The 20,153-nt window shown below is 70.9% G+C and carries 19 protein-coding genes and 3 tRNA genes; 10 read left to right on the top strand and 12 right to left on the bottom strand.

Features of this window, described 5'->3' with window-relative positions; genetic code table 11:
* Positions 1 to 107: 107 nt before the first annotated feature.
* Positions 108 to 1,019 (top strand): phosphoribosylaminoimidazolesuccinocarboxamide synthase, encoded by a 912-nt coding sequence (locus tag AB0G17_RS04630; RefSeq protein WP_361375465.1) that lies wholly within the window; start codon positions 108 to 110, stop codon positions 1,017 to 1,019.
* A gap of 47 nt (positions 1,020 to 1,066) precedes the next feature.
* Here the strand turns inward: AB0G17_RS04630 and AB0G17_RS04625 are convergent.
* From AB0G17_RS04625 to AB0G17_RS04590, 8 genes are all read right to left on the bottom strand, one after another.
* Positions 1,067 to 1,139: transfer RNA gene (locus tag AB0G17_RS04625), tRNA-Gly, on the bottom strand.
* A 22-nt stretch (positions 1,140 to 1,161) separates the two neighbouring features.
* Positions 1,162 to 1,797, bottom strand: coding sequence for a response regulator transcription factor (locus AB0G17_RS04620; protein WP_361375463.1), 636 nt, complete (start codon positions 1,795 to 1,797; stop codon positions 1,162 to 1,164).
* Positions 1,794 to 3,167 carry a histidine kinase gene (locus AB0G17_RS04615; protein WP_361375461.1) on the bottom strand — a complete coding sequence of 458 codons (1,374 nt, stop codon included), beginning with the start codon at positions 3,165 to 3,167 and terminating at the stop codon, positions 1,794 to 1,796. Before AB0G17_RS04615 ends, AB0G17_RS04620 begins: the two co-directional genes overlap by 4 nt.
* An 86-nt stretch (positions 3,168 to 3,253) precedes the next feature.
* Positions 3,254 to 4,060 carry an ABC transporter permease gene (locus AB0G17_RS04610; RefSeq protein WP_361375459.1) on the bottom strand — a complete coding sequence of 269 codons (807 nt, stop codon included), beginning with the start codon at positions 4,058 to 4,060 and terminating at the stop codon, positions 3,254 to 3,256.
* The gene (locus AB0G17_RS04605; RefSeq protein WP_361375457.1) at positions 4,057 to 4,989 is read right to left on the bottom strand and encodes an ABC transporter ATP-binding protein; all 933 of its coding nucleotides are present in this window, start codon (positions 4,987 to 4,989) and stop codon (positions 4,057 to 4,059) included. The genes AB0G17_RS04610 and AB0G17_RS04605 overlap by 4 nt, the downstream gene beginning before the upstream one ends.
* Before the next feature lie 154 nt (positions 4,990 to 5,143).
* Positions 5,144 to 5,216: transfer RNA gene (locus AB0G17_RS04600), tRNA-Gly, on the bottom strand.
* A 78-nt stretch (positions 5,217 to 5,294) separates the two neighbouring features.
* A tRNA-Gly gene (locus AB0G17_RS04595) sits at positions 5,295 to 5,366 on the bottom strand.
* Between the two features lie 136 nt (positions 5,367 to 5,502).
* The gene (locus AB0G17_RS04590) at positions 5,503 to 5,820 is read right to left on the bottom strand and encodes an Lsr2 family protein (RefSeq protein WP_361375455.1); all 318 of its coding nucleotides are present in this window, start codon (positions 5,818 to 5,820) and stop codon (positions 5,503 to 5,505) included.
* A gap of 331 nt (positions 5,821 to 6,151) precedes the next feature.
* On the opposite strand from AB0G17_RS04590, the gene purS reads away from it, so the two are divergent.
* From purS to purL, 3 genes are read left to right on the top strand one after another with little or no spacing between them, the layout of a single operon-like run.
* Positions 6,152 to 6,403, top strand: a complete 252-nt coding sequence (gene purS / locus AB0G17_RS04585; RefSeq protein ID WP_067162360.1) for a phosphoribosylformylglycinamidine synthase subunit PurS — start codon at positions 6,152 to 6,154, stop codon at positions 6,401 to 6,403.
* On the top strand, positions 6,400 to 7,080 hold the full coding sequence (purQ, locus tag AB0G17_RS04580; protein ID WP_361375453.1) for a phosphoribosylformylglycinamidine synthase subunit PurQ: 681 nt from the start codon (positions 6,400 to 6,402) through the stop codon (positions 7,078 to 7,080). Before purS ends, purQ begins: the two co-directional genes overlap by 4 nt.
* On the top strand, positions 7,080 to 9,329 hold the full coding sequence (gene purL, locus AB0G17_RS04575) for a phosphoribosylformylglycinamidine synthase subunit PurL (RefSeq protein ID WP_361375451.1): 2,250 nt from the start codon (positions 7,080 to 7,082) through the stop codon (positions 9,327 to 9,329). The genes purQ and purL overlap by 1 nt, the downstream gene beginning before the upstream one ends.
* 228 nt (positions 9,330 to 9,557) lie before the next feature.
* Here the strand turns inward: purL and AB0G17_RS04570 are convergent, their stop codons facing one another.
* Positions 9,558 to 11,006 carry an MFS transporter gene (locus AB0G17_RS04570; protein WP_361376260.1) on the bottom strand — a complete coding sequence of 483 codons (1,449 nt, stop codon included), beginning with the start codon at positions 11,004 to 11,006 and terminating at the stop codon, positions 9,558 to 9,560.
* 222 nt (positions 11,007 to 11,228) lie between these two features.
* Between AB0G17_RS04570 and AB0G17_RS04565 the strand changes: the two genes are divergently transcribed.
* From AB0G17_RS04565 to purM, 4 genes are all read left to right on the top strand, one after another.
* Positions 11,229 to 11,882 (top strand): helix-turn-helix domain-containing protein, encoded by a 654-nt coding sequence (locus AB0G17_RS04565; RefSeq protein ID WP_361375449.1) that lies wholly within the window; start codon positions 11,229 to 11,231, stop codon positions 11,880 to 11,882.
* A gap of 34 nt (positions 11,883 to 11,916) precedes the next feature.
* Positions 11,917 to 12,720, top strand: coding sequence for a sterol carrier family protein (locus AB0G17_RS04560; protein WP_361375447.1), 804 nt, complete (start codon positions 11,917 to 11,919; stop codon positions 12,718 to 12,720).
* 253 nt (positions 12,721 to 12,973) lie between these two features.
* Positions 12,974 to 14,500, top strand: a complete 1,527-nt coding sequence (gene purF / locus AB0G17_RS04555; RefSeq protein ID WP_361375445.1) for an amidophosphoribosyltransferase — start codon at positions 12,974 to 12,976, stop codon at positions 14,498 to 14,500.
* 45 nt (positions 14,501 to 14,545) lie between these two features.
* Positions 14,546 to 15,613, top strand: coding sequence for a phosphoribosylformylglycinamidine cyclo-ligase (gene purM, locus AB0G17_RS04550; protein WP_361375443.1), 1,068 nt, complete (start codon positions 14,546 to 14,548; stop codon positions 15,611 to 15,613).
* Positions 15,614 to 15,730: 117 nt separating this feature from the next.
* Here purM and AB0G17_RS04545 read toward each other — a convergent pair whose 3' ends face one another.
* Together AB0G17_RS04545 and AB0G17_RS04540 are read right to left on the bottom strand one after the other, a co-directional pair.
* Positions 15,731 to 15,994, bottom strand: a complete 264-nt coding sequence (locus AB0G17_RS04545; RefSeq protein WP_358836007.1) for a DUF3073 domain-containing protein — start codon at positions 15,992 to 15,994, stop codon at positions 15,731 to 15,733.
* Positions 15,995 to 16,275: 281 nt separating this feature from the next.
* On the bottom strand, positions 16,276 to 17,379 hold the full coding sequence (locus AB0G17_RS04540) for a Glu/Leu/Phe/Val dehydrogenase dimerization domain-containing protein (RefSeq protein ID WP_361375441.1): 1,104 nt from the start codon (positions 17,377 to 17,379) through the stop codon (positions 16,276 to 16,278).
* Positions 17,380 to 17,555: 176 nt separating this feature from the next.
* Here AB0G17_RS04540 and AB0G17_RS04535 point away from each other — a divergent pair, with 176 nt between their 5' ends.
* Together AB0G17_RS04535 and bldC are read left to right on the top strand one after the other, a co-directional pair.
* A complete protein-coding gene (locus AB0G17_RS04535; protein WP_361375439.1) occupies positions 17,556 to 18,398 on the top strand; it encodes a hypothetical protein in 843 nt (280 codons plus the stop codon).
* Positions 18,399 to 18,939: 541 nt separating this feature from the next.
* Positions 18,940 to 19,146, top strand: a complete 207-nt coding sequence (gene bldC / locus AB0G17_RS04530) for a developmental transcriptional regulator BldC (RefSeq protein WP_003949541.1) — start codon at positions 18,940 to 18,942, stop codon at positions 19,144 to 19,146.
* 406 nt (positions 19,147 to 19,552) lie between these two features.
* Here the strand turns inward: bldC and AB0G17_RS04525 are convergent, their stop codons facing one another.
* The gene (locus AB0G17_RS04525) at positions 19,553 to 19,741 is read right to left on the bottom strand and encodes a DUF6274 family protein (RefSeq protein WP_361375437.1); all 189 of its coding nucleotides are present in this window, start codon (positions 19,739 to 19,741) and stop codon (positions 19,553 to 19,555) included.
* Positions 19,742 to 20,153: the final 412 nt, after the last annotated feature.

Here is a 20,153-nt window from a genome sequence, read left to right as displayed (position 1 = left end):
GCCGGCCGCGGCCGGTCCGCGCCGCATGCGACGAGCCCCAGTCACCGGGTACTCGTCGCATGCGAGAGAATCGGAAGCGCTCCTGGATCAATCTACGCGGAGGAACCGTGTCCGGATTTGTAGAAAAGCCCGAGCCGATTCAGGTTCCGGGCCTCACCCACCTCCACACGGGCAAGGTCCGCGACCTCTACCAGAACGAGGCCGGCGACCTGGTGATGGTCGCCAGTGACCGGATGTCCGCGTACGACTGGGTGCTGCCGACCGAGATCCCCGACAAGGGCCGGGTGCTCACCCAGCTCTCGCTGTGGTGGTTCGACCGGCTGTCCGACCTCGTCCCCCACCACGTGCTCTCCACCGAGCTCCCCGAGGGCGCTCCCGCCGACTGGGCCGGGCGCACGCTGGTGTGCAAGTCGCTGCGGATGGTTCCGGTCGAGTGCGTGGCGCGCGGCTACCTCACCGGCTCCGGTCTCGTCGAGTACAACGAGTCCCGTACGGTCTGCGGGCTCGCCCTGCCCGAGGGGCTCAGCAACGGCTCCGAGCTGCCCGCGCCGATCTTCACGCCCGCCACCAAGGCCGCCGTCGGCGACCACGACGAGAACGTCAGTTACGAGGAGGTCGCCCGCCAGGTCGGCGCGGAGACCGCCGCGCTGCTGCGCCAGACGACCCTCGCCGTCTACGGCCGCGCCCGCGACATCGCCCGCGACCGGGGCATCGTCCTCGCGGACACCAAGTTCGAGTTCGGCTTCGAGACCGTCGACGGCGAGGACCGGCTGGTGCTCGCCGACGAGGTCCTCACGCCCGACTCCTCGCGCTTCTGGCCCGCCGAGACCTGGGAGCCCGGCCGCGCGCAGCCGTCGTACGACAAGCAGTACGTGCGCGACTGGCTGACCTCCGCCGCCTCGGGCTGGGACCGCAACGGCGAGCAGCCGCCGCCCCCGCTGCCGCAGGACGTCGTGGAGGCCACCCGGGCCAAGTACCTGGAGGCGTACGAGCAGCTGACCGGCACCAGCTGGAGCTGAGCGCACGAAGAAGCCCCCGGCCAGGAGGCCGGGGGCTTCTTTCACTGAGCGGACGACGAGATTCGAACTCGCGACCCTCACCTTGGCAAGGTGATGCTCTACCAACTGAGCCACGTCCGCATGCGCCGTAGCGCGGAGCCAACTATACCCAACCTCTGCGGCGTGCGAGACGCACCGCCGTATGACGGTTCTCGGCGCCGAGCTTCGAGGCGGCCGAGGAGAGGTAGTTGCGGACCGTTCCGGGGGAGAGTCCGGCGCGCTCCGCGATCTCCGCGACGGGCGCCCCGTCCGCCGCCAGCTCCAGGACCTCCGCCTCGCGGACGGTCAGCGGCGAGTCCCCGGCGGAGATGGCGTCGGCCGCCAACTCCGGGTCCACATAGCGGTTTCCCGCGTGGACGGACCGGATGATCTCGGCGAGCTTCCGCGCGCTCACGGTCTTCGGTACGAAGCCGCGCACCCCGGCGGCGAGCGCCCGCTTGAGGTGGCCGGGGCGCCCGTGGCTCGTCACGATCATGGTGCGGCAGCCGGGCAGTTCGGTCCGCAGGGATGTGGCGACACTCACACCGTCCGCCCCGGGCATCTCCAGGTCCAGGACGACCACGTCGGGCCGGTGCGCCCGCGCCATCGCCAGCGCCTCGGGCCCGGACGCGGCCTCCGCGACCACGGTCAGATCGTCTTCGAGGCCGAGCAGCGCGGCGAGCGCGCCCCGGATCAGATGCTCGTCGTCGGCGAGCAGGACGCGCAGGGGCGCCGCCGCTCCCTCCTCGGGCGCCGTCATACGGCCAGCTCCTCGCCCAGGGACTTCACCGGTGCCGAGCCCGGCTCCCCGCCCGGCTCCCCGCTTGGCTTCCCGCCCGGCTTCCCGCCCGGTTCTCCGCCCGGCTTCCCACCCACCTCCGGGACCGGTCCCGCGCCCGCGCCCAGTCCCGGTCCCGCCCCCGGTTCCGCCCCCGGTCCCGCGCCTGTTTCCGCCGCGTTGTGCAGCGGCACGGTCGCCGTCAGCACGAAGCGCTCGCCCGTGCGGGCCGCCTCCAGCGTGCCGCCCATCGGGGCGAGCCGCTCGCGCAGGCCGGCCAGGCCCGAGCCGGGGGCGGCGGGGGTGCGGTCGGGGACGCCGTCGTTCTCCACGACCAGGGTCACGGCCGGGGGCACGGCCGGGCCGCCGGCCGCGAGCCCGGCCGCCAGCCGGATCGCGCACCGGCGCGCGTTGCCGTGCCGCAGCACATTGGTGGTGGCCTCGCGCACCACCCAGCCGAGCGCCGACTGCACCCCGGCCGGGAGCCCGGCCGTCGTGCCGGTGACCGCGCAGTCGATCCCGGCGGCCTCCAACACGCCCCGGGCGCCGTCGAGTTCGACGCCCAGGTCCGCCTCGCGGTATCCGCGCACCACTTCCCGTACCTCTCGCTGTGACTCCCGCGCGATGCGCTGGACCTCGATCATCTGGGCCACCGCCTCGGGCCGTCCGCGCTCGGCCAGCTGCACCGCGAGCTCGCTCTTCAGGGCGATCACCGCGAGGTTGCGGCCCAGTACGTCGTGCATGTCCCGCCCGAAGCGCAGCCGCTCCTCCGCGACGGCGAGCCGCGCCTGGACGTCCCTGGCCTCCTCGGCCTGCCACATGTTGCGCAGCCCCCAGGCGCCGGGCCGGACCGTGATCAGCATCAGGGCGCCCGTGATCACCACCGTCGGCAGTGGCGCCACCAGCTCCATGCCCCGCACCCCGGCCGCCGCGAAGACGGCGACGACCACGGCCGCGTACCCCAGGCAGTGCAGCAGGAAGGTGCGGACCTGGACCAGCAGGGCGTACGGGATCATCAGCGCGATCGGCAGGTCGGTGATGAGCAGCGGGAACACGCCGCGCGCGTCCGTCGCGGTGAGCACCGAGATCAGCGCGGTGCCCACGCCCAGCAGCACGGCCGGGGTCACCAGCAGGCGGCGGGGGAAGGCGCCGTGGCCGAGGTAGTCGTCGTAGGCCGGGCCGATCCGGCGGGTGCCCACCACGCTCTGCGCCACGTTCACCACGAGCAGGGCCACGTCGAGGGCGCTGACCAGCGCGCCCCGTGGCCCGGCCGCGACCAGCGGCAGCACGCCCCAGGTGAGCAGGAAGAACCAGAGCATCGCCTTCATCGTGTTGCGCGTGTACAGGTCCATCTTCTGGATCCTGCTGCGCGCCTGCCAGCGCCGTCGCCAGCCACTGATCCGGCCTGTCGGACCGAACACCCCGTCATCCCCCCGTGTCAGCGCCGCGGTTCCCAGCGGAACCGCTTGCGTACAGCAAACACGCCGATCAGCGTCCAGGCCACCGCCGTGGCGACGTGGCCGAGCACCTCGCCCGCGTCGAGCGCCCCGGTCCAGCCGCCCCTGATCAGGGCGATCACCGGGGAGAGCGGCAGCAGTTCGCACACCGACGCCATCGCGTCGGGCATGACGTCCAGCGGTACGACCATGCCGGAGCCCGCCATCGACAGGAGCATCATCGGCATCACCGAGATCTGCGCGCCCTCCGCGGACCGGGTGAAGGCCGCGGTCGCCGCCGCGAGCACGCACATCAGCGCCGTGCCGAGCAGCAGCCCGGCCACCGCGAGCCACACCGCACGGGGCGCGGCGACGTCCAGGACCACCGAGCAGCCGGCCGCGAGCAGCACGCACTGCGCCAGTGCCAGCGTGACGGCCGGGAGCGAGGCCCCCGCGAGGATCTCCAGGTCCCGCAGCTCGCCGGTGCGCAGCCGCTTCAGGACGAGCTCCTCACGGCGTACGACGAAGACGCCGGTCAGCGCCGAGTAGACGGCGAAGAGCAGGACGTAGCCGAGCGAGCCGGGCAGCAGGACCGTGCCGACGGTCAGCCCGCTCTCCTTGAGGTCCATGCCGTCGACGGCCGAGTTCATCGAGAAGGTGAGCATCGCGGGCAGCACCAGCGCGGTGAACATCGCCGCCTTGTTGCGGCCGAGCAGGGTGAGTTCGGCGCGGGCGAGCGCCTTCATCCGGGAGGCGGGGGTGCCGGGCGACGGCGTCCCGGCACGTGTCTCCACGAGCGTGGCGCTCATCGGGTCGGCTCCTCTTCCCGGGCGGTCTGGGCGATGTGCAGGAAGGCCTCTTCGAGGGAGGCCGACCGGATGTCGAGGGCGCGCAGCTCGACGCGGCTGCCCCTGGCCCACAGCAGCAGCTCGGTGGCGGTGTGCTGGAGCGCTGTCGTCTTCAGCCGTACGGTCCGGCCCTCGGTCTCGTGGCTGGTGACGCCGAGCCGGGCGAGCGGTGGGAGGTCGCCCAGGTGGTAGCCGTCGGGCAGGTCGAAGGAGAGGTGCGAGGGCTGGGCGGCGACCACCTCGTCCAGGCGCCCGGCGGCGGCGATGCGCCCCTCGTGGAGGATCGCGAGCCGCTCGGCCAGCGCCTCGGCCTCCTCCAGATAGTGGGTGGTCAGCAGCACGGTGGTGCCCGCGTCCCGCAGTTCGCGGACCAGCTCCCAGGTGGTGTGGCGGCCCTCGGCGTCCAGGCCGGTGGTCGGCTCGTCGAGGAAGAGCACCTCGGGCCGGGCGAGCAGGGCGAGCGCGAGATCGAGCCGCCGCTTCTCGCCGCCGGAGAGCTGCTTGACGCGTACGCCGGCCCGCCGCTCCAGCCCGACCAGCTCCAGCGCCTCGCCGACGGGACGCGCCCCGGTGGTGCAGCCCGCCCACATCCGTACGGTTTCGGCCACCGTCAGCTCGGAGGGGAAGCCGCCTTCCTGGAGCATCACCCCGGTGCGGGGGCGCACGGCGGCGCGTTCGGTGTACGGGTCGTGGCCGAGCACCCGCACGGATCCGGCGCTCGGCGGGGTGAGGCCTTCGAGCAGCTCGACGGTGGACGTCTTGCCCGCGCCGTTGGTGCCGAGCAGCGCGAAGAGCTCGCCGCGCGCCACGGAGAAGGAGATTCCACGAACGGCCTCGAAGCCCCCGGCGTATGTGCGCCGCAGCTCCTCGACCTCGATCACATCTGGCATGCGTCCAGCGTTCCGGGGGAACGGGGCCCGGGGCAGTGCGCGGTGTCATGGCTCGGCATGACAAATGTCAGTCGGGGGCGCGGGAACCCGGGAACCCGGAGGCATCGGGACACGAAGAAGCCCCCGACCTGAAGGCCGGGGGCTTCTCTCACTGAGCGGACGACGAGATTCGAACTCGCGACCCTCACCTTGGCAAGGTGATGCTCTACCAACTGAGCCACGTCCGCATGCTGCCGACCGGCTTTCACCGGGCGGTGCGAACACCACTCTACCTGATCCACAAGAGTGGTCGGTAAGCGATGCAGAGCGGGTGACAGGAATTGCACACTGCGCCTTCCCCCTGGAAGGGGGATGTTCTGCTACTGAACTACACCCGCACGCTGCTGGGGACTCGGCCCTGCGGCCTCGCCCCTCGGCGTGCTCCAGACTCTAGCCGATCACCCGGGGTGCGATGCAACTCGGCTGCCGGGGCCGCCAGTCCGGAGCCCCGGCGCCGCTCCTCCTCGTATGCCCTCAGCCCGCCGCGCCGAACGCCTCGTAGACCTTCTTGGGGATGCGGCCGCGGGCGGGCACCTCCATCTTGTTCGACCGGGCCCAGGCGCGGACCGCCGCCGGGTCGGGGGCGACGGACGTGTGCCGGAACGTCTTCCCGGACTTCGACTGCTTGCGGCCCGCCTCCACGTACGGGGCGAGTGCCTTGCGCAGTTTCTTTGCATTGGCGGGATTGAGATCGATCTCGTAGGCCTTCCCGTCCAGGCCGAACGTGACCGTTTCCGCCGCTTCTCCGCCGTCCAGGTCGTCGGAGAGCGTGACCACTACGCGCTGAGCCACGGATATCGGTTCCTTCCTACGGTCCGCCGTTCCCACGTGTCTGACGTGCGGCGATCCCGGCCTTCCGGCAGTTTTGGAGCAATGCTGTTTCTCTCGGGTTTCGCCCGAGAAACCTTTGTACAGGGGCAGGCATTGCATTGTGAAGCCCAGCCAATTGCATCAGCGTGTCCGATCGCAATGTGCGTGGACCGTTTTTCCCGGGATTTTTCCCACGTGTTGTCACGGCCGAAACCGGAACGTGATCGGACACCTCCGATATCTACTCGCGTAGATTTTCCGGCCGGGTACTCTGAGGGAACCGCCTTCGCACCACACCACCACGGGAGTGCCAGTGGCACGCGTCGTAGTCGACGTCATGCTCAAGCCGGAGATCCTCGACCCGCAGGGACAGGCGGTGCAGCGCGCACTGCCCCGTCTCGGCTTCGAGGGGATCGCGGACGTCCGCCAGGGGAAGCGTTTCGAGCTCGATGTGGAGGGGCCCCTCGACGAGGCCGCCCTCGCCCGCATCCACGAGATGGCTGAAACGTTCCTCGCCAACACCGTCATCGAGGACTTCACCGTGAAGGTCGAGGAGTCCAAGTGACTGCTCGCATCGGTGTCGTCACCTTCCCCGGGACGCTCGACGACCGCGACAGCCTGCGGGCCGTGCGGATCGCGGGTGCCGAGCCGGTGTCGCTGTGGCACCGCGACAAGGACCTCAAGCAGGTCGACGCGGTCGTCCTGGCCGGCGGCTTCTCCTACGGCGACTATCTGCGGGCCGGAGCCATCTCCCGCTTCTCGCCGGTGATGGAGACGGTCATCGACCAGGCGAAGGCGGGGATGCCGATCCTCGGCATCTGCAACGGCTTCCAGGTCCTGACCGAGTCGCACCTGCTGCCGGGCGCCATGCTCCGCAACAACCACCTGCACTTCATCTGCCGCGAGCAGAAGCTGCGGGTGGAGAACGCGGAGACCGCCTGGACGGCGGACTACACCGCCGGGCAGGAGATCAGCGTCCCGCTCAAGAACATGGACGGCCGGTACGTGGCCGACGAGCGCGTGCTCGACGAGCTGGAGGCCGAGGGCCGCGTCGCCTTCCGCTACCTCGACATGAACCCCAACGGCTCGCTGCGCGACATCGCCGGCATCACCAACGCCGCCGGGAACGTCGTCGGCCTGATGCCGCACCCCGAGCACGCCGTGGAGCCGCTGGTCGGCACCGGCGGCACCGACGGCCTCGGTTTCTTCACCTCGATCCTCAAGAAGCTGGTCAACGCCTGATGAGCCTCGACACCGTCAAGCACGCCACCGGGACGCCCGACGTCGAGCAGCCCTGGAAGGAGCTCGGCCTCAAGGAGGACGAGTACGCCCGGATCCGCGAGATCCTGGGCCGCCGCCCCACCGGCGCCGAGCTCGCCATGTACTCCGTGATGTGGTCGGAGCACTGCTCGTACAAGAGCAGCAAGGTCCACCTGCGCCAGTTCGGCGAGAAGGTGCCCGAGAACGACGCCATGCTCGTCGGCATCGGCGAGAACGCGGGCGTCGTCGACGTCGGCCAGGGCTACGCGGTCACCTTCAAGGTGGAGTCGCACAACCACCCCTCCTACATCGAGCCCTACCAGGGCGCGGCCACCGGTGTCGGCGGCATCGTCCGCGACATCCTGGCGATGGGCGCCCGCCCGGTCGCGGTCGTCGACCCGCTGCGCTTCGGCGCGGCCGAGCACCCCGACACCAAGCGCGTCCTGCCGGGCGTGGTCGCGGGCATCGGCGGCTACGGCAACTGCCTCGGCCTGCCGAACATCGGCGGCGAGGTCGTCTTCGACGAGTGCTACCAGGGCAACCCGCTGGTCAACGCCGGGTGCATCGGCGTGATGAAGCACGAGGACATCCACCTCGCGAAGGCGTCCGGCCCCGGCAACAAGGTGATCCTTTACGGCGCCCGCACGGGCGGCGACGGCATCGGCGGTGTGTCGGTCCTGGCCTCGGAGACCTTCGAGTCGACCGGCCCGGCCAAGCGCCCCGCGGTCCAGGTGGGCGACCCCTTCCAGGAGAAGCTCCTCATCGAGTGCACCCTGGAGATCTTCAAGGAGAAGCTGGTCGCGGGCATCCAGGACCTGGGCGGCGCGGGCCTGTCCTGCGCCACCTCGGAGCTCGCTTCGGCGGGTTCGGGCGGCATGCGCGTCGACCTGGAAACGGTCCCGCTGCGCGACGCGACTCTGTCTCCCGAGGAAATCCTCATGAGCGAGTCGCAGGAGCGGATGTGCGCGGTCGTCGAGCCGCAGTACGTCGAGCGGTTCATGGAGATCTGCGAGAAGTGGGACGTCATCGCCACGGTCATCGGTGAGGTGACGGACGGCGAGCGGCTTGAGATCTTCTGGCACGGTGAGCAGATCGTGGACGTACCGCCGCGGACCGTGGCGCACGAGGGCCCGGTCTACGAGCGTCCGTACGCGCGTCCCTCCTGGCAGGACGCGCTCCAGGCCGACGACGCGGGCAAGCTGCCGCGGCCGCAGTCCGGCGAGGAGCTGCGCGCGCAGGTCCTGAAGCTGGTCGGCTCCCCCAACCAGGCCTCCAAGTCCTGGATCACGGACCAGTACGACCGGTTCGTGCAGGGCAACACGGTCCTGGCGCAGCCCGAGGACGCGGGCATGGTCCGCATCGACGAGGAGTCGAACCTCGGCGTCGCGATGGCGACGGACGGCAACGGCCGGTACGCGAAGCTCGACCCGTACGCGGGTGCGCAGCTGGCGCTGGCGGAGGCGTACCGCAACGTGGCGGCCTCCGGCGCGAAGCCGCTGGCGATCTCCGACTGCCTGAACTTCGGCTCCCCCGAGGACCCGGACGTGATGTGGCAGTTCGCGGAGGCCACGCGCGGCCTGGCGGACGGCTGCCTCCAGCTGGGCACGCCGGTGACCGGCGGCAACGTCTCGCTCTACAACCAGACCGGTGACACGGCGATCCACCCGACGCCGGTGGTCGCGGTCCTGGGTGTGATCGACGACGTCACGCGGCGTACGCCGATCGCGTTCGCGGAGGAGGGGCAGCTGCTGTACCTCCTGGGCGACACGCGCGAGGAGTTCGGCGGGTCGGCGTGGTCCCAGGTGATCCACGACCACCTCGGCGGTCTGCCGCCGCGGGTGGATCTGGACCGGGAGCGGCTGCTCGCCGAGATCCTGATCTCGGCGTCGCGCGACGGCATGATCGACGCGGCGCACGACCTGTCGGACGGTGGCCTGGTGCAGGCGGTCGTGGAGTCCTGCCTGCGCGGCGGGCACGGCGCGCGCCTCGTCGTCCCCGACGGGCTGTCGGCCTTCACGTTCCTGTTCAGCGAGTCGGCCGGGCGGGCGGTCGTCGCCGTCCCGCGCAGCGAGGAGCTCCGCTTCACGGACATGTGTGGGGCGCGGGGGCTGCCGGCGGCGCGGATCGGTGTGGTCGACGGGGAGTCGGTCGAGGTCCAGGGCGAGTTCAGCGTGCCGCTGGGTGAGCTGCGGGCCACGCACGAGGCGACGATTCCGTCCCTTCTGGCGTGAGCCCCTCCCCGCCCCTTCCCGCAGATGTCACAGCGGGAAGGGGCGGGGTCTTTCCCCGGGGGCAACGCCCCCGGCCCCCTCCGGCCTGCACTCGACCGACGGCGGGTCTTTTAGGGGCGCGGGGAACTGCGCGACCAGCCCCCACCGGCCCGCAGGCGAACAAAGGGGCTCGGGGCGCAGCCCCGGAACGGGGTCCGGGGGCGTAGCCCCCGGGAACGAGCCCCGGGTTCAATCCCGCGGCGCACCCCCCGGCAGGCGCGTCGCCAGCACCGCCGCCCCCGCCATCACTCCCGCCGCCACCACGAACACCACATCCATCCCGGACGTCAGCGCATGGACCCCGTCCCGGTGCGCGGCCCCCCGCAGCGCCCCCAGCGCGCTCGTCGACCCCCCGGGCCCGGACGACTCGTACACCCGGCTCAGCACCGTCCCGAACACCCCCGCCCCCACCGCGTTCCCCAGCGTCTGGAAGAAGCGTGCGCCCGTCGTCGCCACGCCGAGCTGGTGGCGCGGGGCCGCCGCCTGGACCAGCTGGACGAGCTGGCCGACCAGGAGGCCGAAGCCCGCGCCCATCAGGAGGAGTTCGGCCCGGATCAGCCACAGGCTCGTCGTGACGGACGTCGTGGCGAGCAGGCCGAGCGCCAGCGCCGCCGCCACCGTTCCCGCCAGCACGAACGTCTTCTGCGACCAGCCCCGCCGAGCCAGCCGCTCCGAGGCCAGGCCGACCGCCGTCATCCCGACCGCCATCGGGACGAGGAACAGGCCCGCCGACGTGGCCTCGATGCCCCGGACGACCTGGAGGTAGATCATCACGTACACCAGCGCGCCCATCATCGCCGCCCCGACCAGCCCCTGGATGGCGAAGCCGAGCCGGACCGCCGGGACCTTGAACATCGACAGCGGCAGGATCGGCTCGGCCGCGGTCGTCTGCCGGCGCAGGAACAGCGCGAGCGCCACCGCGCCGCCGCCCGCCAGCCCGAGGATCACCGGCGACGACCAGGCGTAGTCCTTGCCGCCCCACTCCGTCACCAGGAGCAGCGAGACCGAGAAGGCCGCCGCGAGCGCCGCGCCCAGGTAGTCGATCCGGTGGCGTACGGGAGCGACCGGCAGCCGCAGGACGACCACGGCCGCGGCGAGCACGGCGATCCCGACCGGCAGGTTCACGTAGAAGATCCAGCGCCAGCTCGCGCGGTCCGCGAGTGTGCCGCCGAGCCAGGGGCCGAGCGCCATCCCGGCACCGGCCACGAGGCCGCCGATGCTGCCGCCCTTGCTCCGGCCCGTACCGTCCCCGGGCCCCATGAGCTGCGCCAGCACCACCATCGTCACGCTCATCAGGCCGCCTCCGCCGACGCCCTGCACCGCGCGCGCCGCGATCAGCTGGCCCATGGACTGCGCCGCCCCGCACAGCGCCGAGCCGACCAGGAACGTGGCGACCGCGCCGACGAAGACCTTCTTCGCGCCGATCGTGTCGCAGAGCTTCCCGTACAGCGGCAGCACGGCCGCCGAGGCGAGGGCGAACGCGCTGATCAGCCAGGGGATCTTGTCGACTCCGTGGGCCGGGTCGAGGTCCTGGACGATCGGGACCGTCGCCGCCGACACGATGTTCACGTCGATCACGGCGAGCAGGATCGTGACCAGGCAGACGGCGAAGCCGATCCGGCGGTGGAGGGCCGACATCGCGCCCCTCTCGTCCGCTCCTCCGGCCGGTGTCGCCGTTTCCGGCATGGCTGTGCTCAAGGTCTTGGGCATGGCGAATTCCCCGTAACTCGTCGTAGTTCGTCGCTCGCGGCACGTCGTACGCGGCTCTTGGCCACCACCATGGACCCACATCCTGTACCGAGTCAACTTTTCATCTCGGATCAAAATTCATCCCGGTACACCCGCTGCTACAGTGGAGCCATGGCGAACGAGGTGGCACTGGCCGGTATGGGGCTGCGTGAGCGCAAGAAGTTCCAGACCCGGCGGCGGCTGATGGCCGTCGCGATGGAGCTCTTCGGCGAGCGCGGCTTCGACAAGGTCTCCGTCGCCGAGATCGCCGAGGCGGCCGAGGTCTCGAAGATGACCGTCTTCAACCACTTCGCCACCAAAGAGGACTTGGTGCTGCGGCCAGTCGAGGAGCACATCTTCGATGTCGCCGAAGTCGTACGGGAGCGGCCCCCCGGCGAGTCCGCCGTCGCCGCCGTACGCCGCCACTACCTGCGGGCCGTCGAGGAGCGCGACCCCTCCATCGGCCTCGACGACGAACCCCTGGTGGTCCAGCTGACCCGGCTGATCATGGAGACCCCGGTCCTGCTCACCCGCGCCCACGCCGCCCTCGTCCACAGCTCCGAGCTGGTGGCCGAGGTACTGGCCGAGGAGACCGGCGACCTGGTGATGGCCCAGGTCGCGGCGGCCCAGGTGATGGGTACGCGCGCCACGCTGGTCAGGGAGAACCACCGCCGGCTGCTGCGGGGCGACCCCGCCGAGGAGATCGCGCGGGACGCCGCTCAGCTGGCCGTACGCGCCTTTGACCTGGTCGAACACGGCCTGGGCGACTACGCGACGAAGGCGTAGCGGACGGCGTGGACGTACGTCGTAGGCTCGCCCCATGCCACCGGCCAAGAAGCGCACGCGCAGCTACGACCCGGCGAAGACGCGCGCCGCCGTGCTCGCCCAGTACGCGCACGTACGGGAAGCCGTCCGCACCCTCGCTCCCGAGCAGCTGGAGCTGCCGACGCGGCTCGGCGACTGGACGGTGCGCGAGCTCGTCGTCCACATCGCCCTGGCCGTGGAGACCGTCCCCCGCTACCTGGCCGCGCCCGAGCCCGCGGCGCCCGAGGTCGCCCTGCTGGAGTGGCCGTTCGCGACGGCGTCCCGGGCGGGGGAGATCGCGGACGGGACGAGTGAGTTCGCCGCCGCCGCCGGTCGGCAGGACCTGGACGCGCTGTACGCGGACGTCGGCGCCCGCGTCGAGGCGGCGCTGCCACAGGCGTCCGCCGCCCGCCTCGTCCCCACCCGGTTCGGCGCCATGGCGCTCGCCGACTTCCTGGTCACGCGCACGGTCGAGCTCTGCGTCCACACCGACGACCTCAACGCGGCCGTGCCCGGCCTCGACGTCCCGTACGACCGCCAGGCGCTCGCCGCCTGCACCCGCCTCCTCGCCGACGCGCTCGCCGTGAAGGCGCCGGGCGGCTCGGTCGAGGTGCGGATCCCGCCGTACGCGGTGGTGCAGTGCGTCGAGGGCCCCCGACACACCCGGGGCACCCCGCCCAACGTCGTGGAGACCGACCCGCTCACCTGGCTCCGGCTGGCGACGGGCCGTACGGGGTGGGCCGAGGCGCTCGACACGGCGAAGACCACGGCGAGCGGCGAGCGGGCGGACCTGGCGGTGCTGCTGCCCCTGATGTCGTAACCGCCGCCCGCCGCATGTGCGCGACCTGCCACATACGGCCCGCAGACAAACGGAAACCCACCGTCACCCCCACCCGCGCCGCCCACACGACCGCGTGGGGGATCCGTCACATTCCCCGGCCCGCCCCAACCCCCGCGCACACGGAAAACCCCCCGGTCGCAGCCCCCGGCAGATGACACAAACCGCCCACCGCCCCCACCTCGTCCGTATCCCCAATTCGGACCAGTGGTCGATCTCGCCTACACTCGGTGGCGTGCCACGTGGTGACGGTCGACTCAATCATGATCTGCTCCCCGGCGAGAAAGGCCCCCAGGACGCTTGCGGCGTCTTCGGCGTCTGGGCTCCGGGTGAAGAGGTCGCCAAGCTCACTTACTTCGGGCTTTACGCCCTCCAGCATCGGGGCCAGGAATCCGCGGGAATCGCGGTGAGCAACGGCTCCCAGATCCTTGTCTTCAAGGACATGGGGCTCGTTTCCCAGGTCTTCGACGAGACATCCCTCGGTTCCCTCCAGGGTCATATCGCGGTCGGTCACGCCCGCTACTCGACCACGGGTGCCTCCGTGTGGGAGAACGCGCAGCCGACGTTCCGGGCGACCGCCCACGGCTCGATCGCGCTCGGCCACAACGGCAACCTGGTGAACACCGCCCAGCTGGCGGAGATGGTCGCCGACCTGCCCAAGGAGAACGGTCGCGCGACCCAGGTCGCCGCCACCAACGACACCGACCTCGTCACCGCCCTGCTCGCGGGGCAGACCGACGACGACGGCAAGCCGCTCACCGTGGAGGAGGCGGCCGCCAAGGTCCTTCCCCAGGTGCAGGGCGCGTTCTCGCTGGTCTTCATGGACGAGCAGACGCTGTACTGCGCCCGTGACCCGCAGGGCATCCGCCCGCTGGTCATCGGCCGTCTGGAGCGCGGCTGGGTGGTCGCCTCCGAGACCGCCGCCCTCGACATCTGCGGCGCCAGCTTCGTCCGCGAGATCGAGCCGGGCGAGCTCGTCGCCATCGACGAGAACGGCCTGCGCACCTCGCGATTTGCGGAAGCGAAGCCCAAGGGCTGTGTCTTCGAGTACGTGTACCTGGCGCGCCCGGACACCGACATCGCCGGACGCAACGTCTACCTCTCGCGCGTCGAGATGGGGCGGAAACTCGCCAAGGAAGCGCCTGTCGAGGCCGACCTGGTGATAGCCACTCCCGAGTCCGGCACCCCCGCCGCCATCGGCTACGCGGAGGCCAGCGGCATTCCGTACGGCTCGGGCCTGGTCAAGAACGCCTACGTCGGGCGGACCTTCATCCAGCCCTCGCAGACCATCCGCCAGCTCGGCATCCGCCTCAAGCTGAACCCGCTCAAGGAAGTCATCCGGGGCAAGCGCCTGGTGGTCGTGGACGACTCGATCGTCCGCGGCAACACCCAGCGCGCGCTCGTGAAGATGCTCCGCGAGGCCGGGGCCGCCGAGGTCCACATCCGGATCTCGTCCCCGCCGGTCAAGTGGCCGTGCTTCTTCGGCATCGACTTCGCGACCCGCGCCGAGCTGATCGCCAACGGCATGACGATCGAGGAGATCGGCACCTCGCTGGGCGCCGACTCGCTCTCGTACATCTCGACGGACGCGATGATCGAGGCGACCACCATCCCCAAGGACAACCTCTGCCGCGCCTGCTTCGACGGGGTCTACCCGATGGAGCTCCCGGACCCCGAGCTGCTCGGCAAGCAGCTCCTGGAGACCGAGCTCGCGGCCGGTCCCGCCGCTACGGCCGCGGCCGACGCGCTGCGCCGCCCGTAGGCGCCCGCACGAACCCTGCAGTACGACACGAAAGTTCTCACTGTCATGTCTGAGACCACTGGTGCCAGCTACGCAGCCGCGGGCGTCGACATCGAGGCGGGCGACCGCGCCGTCGAGCTGATGAAGGAGTGGGTGAAGAAGACCAAGCGCCCCGAGGTGCTCGGTGGCCTCGGCGGTTTCGCCGGACTCTTCGACGCCTCCGCCCTCAAGCGCTACGAGCGCCCGCTGCTCGCCTCCGCGACCGACGGCGTCGGCACGAAGGTCGACCTCGCCCGTCGCATGGGCGTGTACGACACGATCGGCCACGACCTCGTCGGCATGGTCGTCGACGACCTCGTCGTGTGCGGTGCCGAGCCGCTGTTCATGACCGACTACATCTGCGTCGGCAAGGTGCACCCCGAGCGGGTCGCCGCCATCGTCAAGGGCATCGCCGAGGGCTGTGTCCTGGCGGGCTGCGCGCTGGTCGGCGGCGAGACGGCCGAGCACCCGGGCCTGCTGGGCCCGGACGACTTCGACGTGGCCGGCGCCGGCACCGGTGTGGTCGAGTACGACCAGCTGCTCGGCGCGGATCGCATCCGCACGGGTGACGTCGTCATCGCCATGGCGTCCTCCGGACTTCACTCGAACGGGTACTCACTCGTCCGGCACGTGCTCTTCGACCGGGCGAAGATGTCGCTGGAGCAGCAGGTCGAGGAGTTCGGGCGGACCCTGGGCGAGGAGCTCCTGGAGCCGACCAAGATCTACTCGCTGGACTGCCTGGCCCTCACCCGTACCACCGAGGTGCACGGTTTCAGCCATGTCACCGGCGGCGGTCTCGCCAACAACCTGGCCCGGGTCATCCCGGACCACCTGCACGCCACGGTCGACCGTTCGACCTGGGCGCCGGGCGCGGTCTTCGACCTGGTGGGCAAGGCCGGTCAGGTCGAGCGGCTGGAGCTGGAGAAGACGCTGAACATGGGCGTCGGCATGATCGCGATCGTCCCCGAGGGCTCGGTGGACGTGGCGCTGACGACCCTCGCGGACCGGGGCGTGGACGCCTGGGTCGCGGGCCGGATCACCGAGCGCGGCGCTCACGCGACGGGCGCCGAGCTCACCGGCGACTACGCCAAGTAGGGACCGCGGACAGCACAGAACCCGGTCCGGGGCCTGGGCCCCGGACCGGGTCGGTACTGCTGTGAGCAGCGAAAACGATTGCTGCGAAACCCGAAGGCTTATGAAGACGACCGCGCGTCAAGCACCGCGACGCTGCGACGACGGACCGGACTCCTCGTCCTCGTCGTCGTCCTCGTTGTACAACTCCGCATAGCGGGCGTACGGGTCGTCTTCCTCGTCGTCGTCCTCGAACGGCTCGCCATTCGGCGGCTGATTCGAGATCGGCTGCGAAGTCGATGCGCCCAGCTCGTTGGCCAGACGCGACAGGTCAGTCCCGCCGCTGCTGTACTTCAGCTGGCGGGCGACCTTGGTCTGCTTGGCCTTTGCCCGGCCGCGCCCCATGGCTCGACCCCCTCGGTGACGGGGCTCAACGGCCCCAGAGTCTTGACACGCGTTCATGAGTCGGAACGGGCTCTCCGTGGAGAGACCGTGTCCGTAGGGCTTCAACGGTACCTGCTTCCGCGGCCATACGGTACGCCGCCCGCATGACGTGCCACTTCGCAGAACCCGCAAGGAGCCCCTTCCTCGCTGGTCAACCGCGATTTTAACCTCTTCTTGGCGTCCGACCCGCCGACCGGCGTGAGTCTTCTCTCGCCGGTCGGCGGATCGGGTGCCAAAGGCGTCTAGCGCTTGCGCGCCTCGGCGATGCGCTGCTCGGCGATCCGGTCGGCCGCGGCGGCCGGCGGAATGCCGTCTTCCTTCGCACGTGCGAATATGGTCAGCGTGGTGTCGAAGATCTTCGAGGCCTTCGCCTTGCAGCGGTCGAAGTCGAAGCCGTGCAGCTCGTCGGCCACCTGGATCACACCGCCCGCGTTGACCACGTAGTCGGGCGCGTAGAGGATCGCGCGGTCCGCGAGGTCCTTCTCGACGCCCGGGTGGGCCAGCTGGTTGTTGGCCGCGCCGCACACGATCTTCGCGGTGAGGACCGGGACCGACTCGTCGTTGAGCGCGCCACCCAGGGCGCACGGGGCGTAGATGTCCAGCCCCTCCACCCGGATCAGCGCGTCGGTGTCGGCGACGGCGGTGACGCTGCCCGGGTGCTTGTCGAGGATGCGGCGGACCGCTTCCTCGCGCACATCGGTGATCACGACCTCGGCGCCGTCCGCCACCAGGTGCTCCACCAGGTAGTGGCCCACCTTGCCGACGCCCGCGACGCCGACCTTGCGGCCGCGCAGCGTCGGGTCGCCCCACAGGTGCTGGGCGCTGGCCCGCATGCCCTGGAAGACGCCGAAGGCGGTGAGTACGGAGGAGTCGCCGGCGCCGCCGTTCTCGGGGGAGCGGCCGGTCGTCCACCGGCACTCGCGCGCCACGACGTCCATGTCCGCCACATACGTGCCGACGTCGCACGCCGTCACGTAACGGCCGCCGAGCGAGGCCACCATGCGCCCGTAGGCCAGGAGCAGCTCGTCGGTCTTGACCGTCTCCGGGTCACCGATGATCACGGCCTTGCCGCCGCCGTGGTCGAGCCCGGCCATGGCGTTCTTGTAGGACATGCCGCGGGAGAGGTTGAGCGCGTCGGCGACGGCCTCCGCCTCGGTCGCGTAGGGGTAGAAGCGCGTACCGCCGAGGGCGGGGCCCAGGGCGGTGGAGTGGATGGCGATGACGGCTTTGAGGCCCGAGGCGCGGTCCTGGCACAGCACGACCTGTTCATGGCCGCCCTGGTCCGAACGGAACAGGGTGTGCAGAACGTCTGCTGAGCTGACAGCGTCGCCGGTCACATCGGTCACGGTGGTGACTCCCAAGTACGAAGCGGCGGTTATCGGCCCGCCTGAGGGTGGGGCGGGCCGTGTCGCGGCCCGCCCGGGGCCGCGCTGGGAGCAGAGTAAGTCCTACGCGTGCGTAGATCAGGCGCAGTGCCGAGGATCACCCTCCCGTCGTGCGTGCGCGTGGGACGATTCGACGCATGGCGGTGGTGTCCTCGGTGATCGTCCCGTACGCGTCCTATCTGCGGGTGTACGAGCCGCTGGCGGCCTTCCCCGAACCGGAGCGCGCCCACTGGGTGCGGTACGCCGAGAGCGGGCGTACCCCAGGTGCCCAGGACGAACTCCGGCGAGCCCTGGCGGATTTGGTGCCGACGCCGCCGGTCGCGGTGCCGGTCCACGAGAGCGCGGACGCGTTCGTGGCCGAGGTCGACGGCGTGGTGTGCGTCTGCCCGTGGCGGACCCGGCTGCGCGGCTGGCAGGCCCTGGAGGTGCTGGCGGACCAGTTCCCGGCGGCGGTGCTCGACGCGCTGCTGCCGCCGGTGGTGCGCCGGCAGGCCGCGGCGGACTACGAGCGGTGGCGGGAGGAGAACCCGGACGCCCGGCCGTGGATCCTCACCGCGGTCTGGCACGTCCCTGTGAGCTGGTTCACAGTCTTTTCGGACGAAGAGAGGGAGTATGTCCCGGCGGAGAGCGGCGCGGCGCCCGTGCTGCGCTACCGCACCCCGATGGTCCAGGCCCGCCGCCGCCTCGCGCGGGCGCTTCGGACGCTGCGCGACCACATCGACGAGGGACCCCTGACGGAGGGGCTGGTCGAGGTGGGGCGCTGGCTGGAGGAGTTCCATCCGCGCTCCCTGGTGGAGCTGGACTACGGCGGCCTGGTGCACGCCCTGTCGCGGGAGCGCCTGGAGGAGGACCGCTCGGCGGCCGACGTGGCCGAGGGGATCGCCGCGCTGCGGGCCGGGGACGGCGCGGGGGCGGCCAGGGCGTACGAGCGCTTCACGGAGCGCTGGCGGGTCGTCAGGGAGCGCCGGATGGCGAACTGAGGGACCGTCGGACTGAGGGAGCTTCGGTACGGGCCGCGCGCTGCCCCGTTCGGGTGAGTGTTTTCGTACGGCTGAGTGACTCTTCGGCCCTGTGGTCGGGACGTAGGTCCTGATCCGGGCCTTTCCCCCAAGCGTGACGGACCGCACTTACTGGGCTCTTGCGTCGATCCCCCACCCTCGTGCCAAAATAGGACAAGGAGTCCGGCGAGGGCTCCTTCCGTCCAACTAAGGGCGGATTGCTTGGTATTGCCTGCCATGGGGGGTCTGATGACTCCTGATCGCTCTGTGACTGATCGTCACTGTGGCGTGACTGTCCGCTATGGCATGGTCCATCGGCTTCCGTCGCTGATGAACACCTGGGAGGGCAATTCCATCGGTTTGGCCGACGCGGCTGGACGGATGGTGTAGTTGTAGTGCCGAGGACAAGCCGTTCGTCCTATAACCGACTCGGCTCGCGTCCGCCATTTCGGGCAACGCGGGTCAAGGTGCAGAATTTAGAGGAAAGAACCGAGAAGGTTCGGTTCTCCCGAGGAGGCCGCTCATGACCGCTCGCACCCCTGATGCCGAGCCGCTGCTGACCCCGGCTGAGGTTGCCACGATGTTCCGCGTGGACCCGAAGACGGTCACCCGCTGGGCGAAGGCGGGCAAGCTCACGTCCATCCGCACGCTGGGTGGACACCGCCGGTACCGCGAAGCAGAGGTCCGTGCGCTGCTTGCGGGTATTCCGCAGCAGCGTAGCGAGGCCTGAACAACACCCCGATAACGGGCATTCCGGGGCCCCCACCCCGGTCGCCCACCCCCTAGCTCCACTGACGCCAGGCCTGCCCCAACGGGCTCACCGTCATCGATCGCGCTGGACTCCGCCGGGTCCAGCGCGATCTTTTTTATGCCCCGGCCCAGACCCGTTCCGGGCCGGCCCGGGCCCCGGTTTATGCCCCGGTCCGGGTCGTTCGCGGGGGGTCTGCGGGGGATGTCGGGAGTCTCCCGGGTGGCCCTGGAGAGGTGGTGCAATTGCACATATTAAATTGGGGGGTTGTAGGCACGGTGTAAGTTCCCCGGTTCCCAAAACTGATTCGGTGACTCCCGTCACACCGCCGCGACCGCCCTCCGGACAGAGCCTGCCACCGCCACGGGAGCGGCCAACCCGCCATGGGTCACCGCTCGGCGGGACTTTCGTCCTCGGGCAGCCCGGCGAGGAGGTCGGGCTCGGAGGGATCCATGGCGAGCCGCAGGAGGCGCGAACAGATGGGGCAGTGCCGGGTGAGATGCCGGTAGCCGCTCGCGGCCGACAGATGGGCGCGCAGGAGCGCCCGCGTCTCGTGCCTCGCGGACGACGCCTTCATGCGCCACCTCCCGGGTGGGGCCCGCTGCCTTCTCCCTGGGTACCGGCGGCGGTTGGCCCCGTCAAGACGGCCGGGAAAGCCAAGTGGGCCCGGATCCAAGCGGATCCGGGCCCACGTGCTCCTGCGGTCGCCCCGGGCGGCCCCGGACAGCGGCGGAGCCCGCATCCGGGAAGGATGCGGGCTTCGGCTTCACTTGCGGTCCTGACGGGATTTGCTGTGTCCATTGCGCGGCTCCGCCGCGGGGCGCGGCCTCGCGGGCGGGCCCGGACAGCAGCGAAGCCCGCATCCGGGAAGGATGCGGGCTTCGGCTTCACTGCGGTCCTGACGGGATTTGCTGTGTCCATTGCGCGGCTCCGCCGCGGGGCGCGGCCTCGCGGGCGGGCCCGGACAGCAGCGAAGCCCGCATCCGGGA

The sequence above is a fragment of the Streptomyces sp. NPDC023838 genome (assembly GCF_040639555.1).
Lineage (GTDB): Bacteria > Actinomycetota > Actinomycetes > Streptomycetales > Streptomycetaceae > Streptomyces.
The sequence above is the reverse complement of the archived record's forward strand: the minus strand, read 5'-3'. Positions and strand labels throughout refer to the sequence as shown.

Bases quoted from the DNA above. Each gene is read 5' to 3' on its own strand.
- AB0G17_RS04605 (WP_361375457.1), bottom strand. From the start codon at position 4,989: ATGCCAGATGTGATCGAGGTCGAGGAGCTGCGGCGCACATACGCCGGG.
- AB0G17_RS04560 (WP_361375447.1), top strand. From the start codon at position 11,917: ATGCCACCGGCCAAGAAGCGCACGCGCAGCTACGACCCGGCGAAGACG.
- AB0G17_RS04570 (WP_361376260.1), bottom strand. From the start codon at position 11,006: ATGTCGGCCCTCCACCGCCGGATCGGCTTCGCCGTCTGCCTGGTCACG.
- AB0G17_RS04620 (WP_361375463.1), bottom strand. From the start codon at position 1,797: ATGACGGCGCCCGAGGAGGGAGCGGCGGCGCCCCTGCGCGTCCTGCTC.
- AB0G17_RS04610 (WP_361375459.1), bottom strand. From the start codon at position 4,060: ATGAGCGCCACGCTCGTGGAGACACGTGCCGGGACGCCGTCGCCCGGC.
- purM (WP_361375443.1), top strand. From the start codon at position 14,546: ATGTCTGAGACCACTGGTGCCAGCTACGCAGCCGCGGGCGTCGACATC.
- purL (WP_361375451.1), top strand. From the start codon at position 7,080: ATGAGCCTCGACACCGTCAAGCACGCCACCGGGACGCCCGACGTCGAG.
- AB0G17_RS04525 (WP_361375437.1), bottom strand. From the start codon at position 19,741: ATGAAGGCGTCGTCCGCGAGGCACGAGACGCGGGCGCTCCTGCGCGCC.
- AB0G17_RS04565 (WP_361375449.1), top strand. From the start codon at position 11,229: ATGGCGAACGAGGTGGCACTGGCCGGTATGGGGCTGCGTGAGCGCAAG.
- AB0G17_RS04535 (WP_361375439.1), top strand. From the start codon at position 17,556: ATGGCGGTGGTGTCCTCGGTGATCGTCCCGTACGCGTCCTATCTGCGG.
- AB0G17_RS04615 (WP_361375461.1), bottom strand. From the start codon at position 3,167: ATGGACCTGTACACGCGCAACACGATGAAGGCGATGCTCTGGTTCTTC.
- bldC (WP_003949541.1), top strand. From the start codon at position 18,940: ATGACCGCTCGCACCCCTGATGCCGAGCCGCTGCTGACCCCGGCTGAG.
- AB0G17_RS04545 (WP_358836007.1), bottom strand. From the start codon at position 15,994: ATGGGGCGCGGCCGGGCAAAGGCCAAGCAGACCAAGGTCGCCCGCCAG.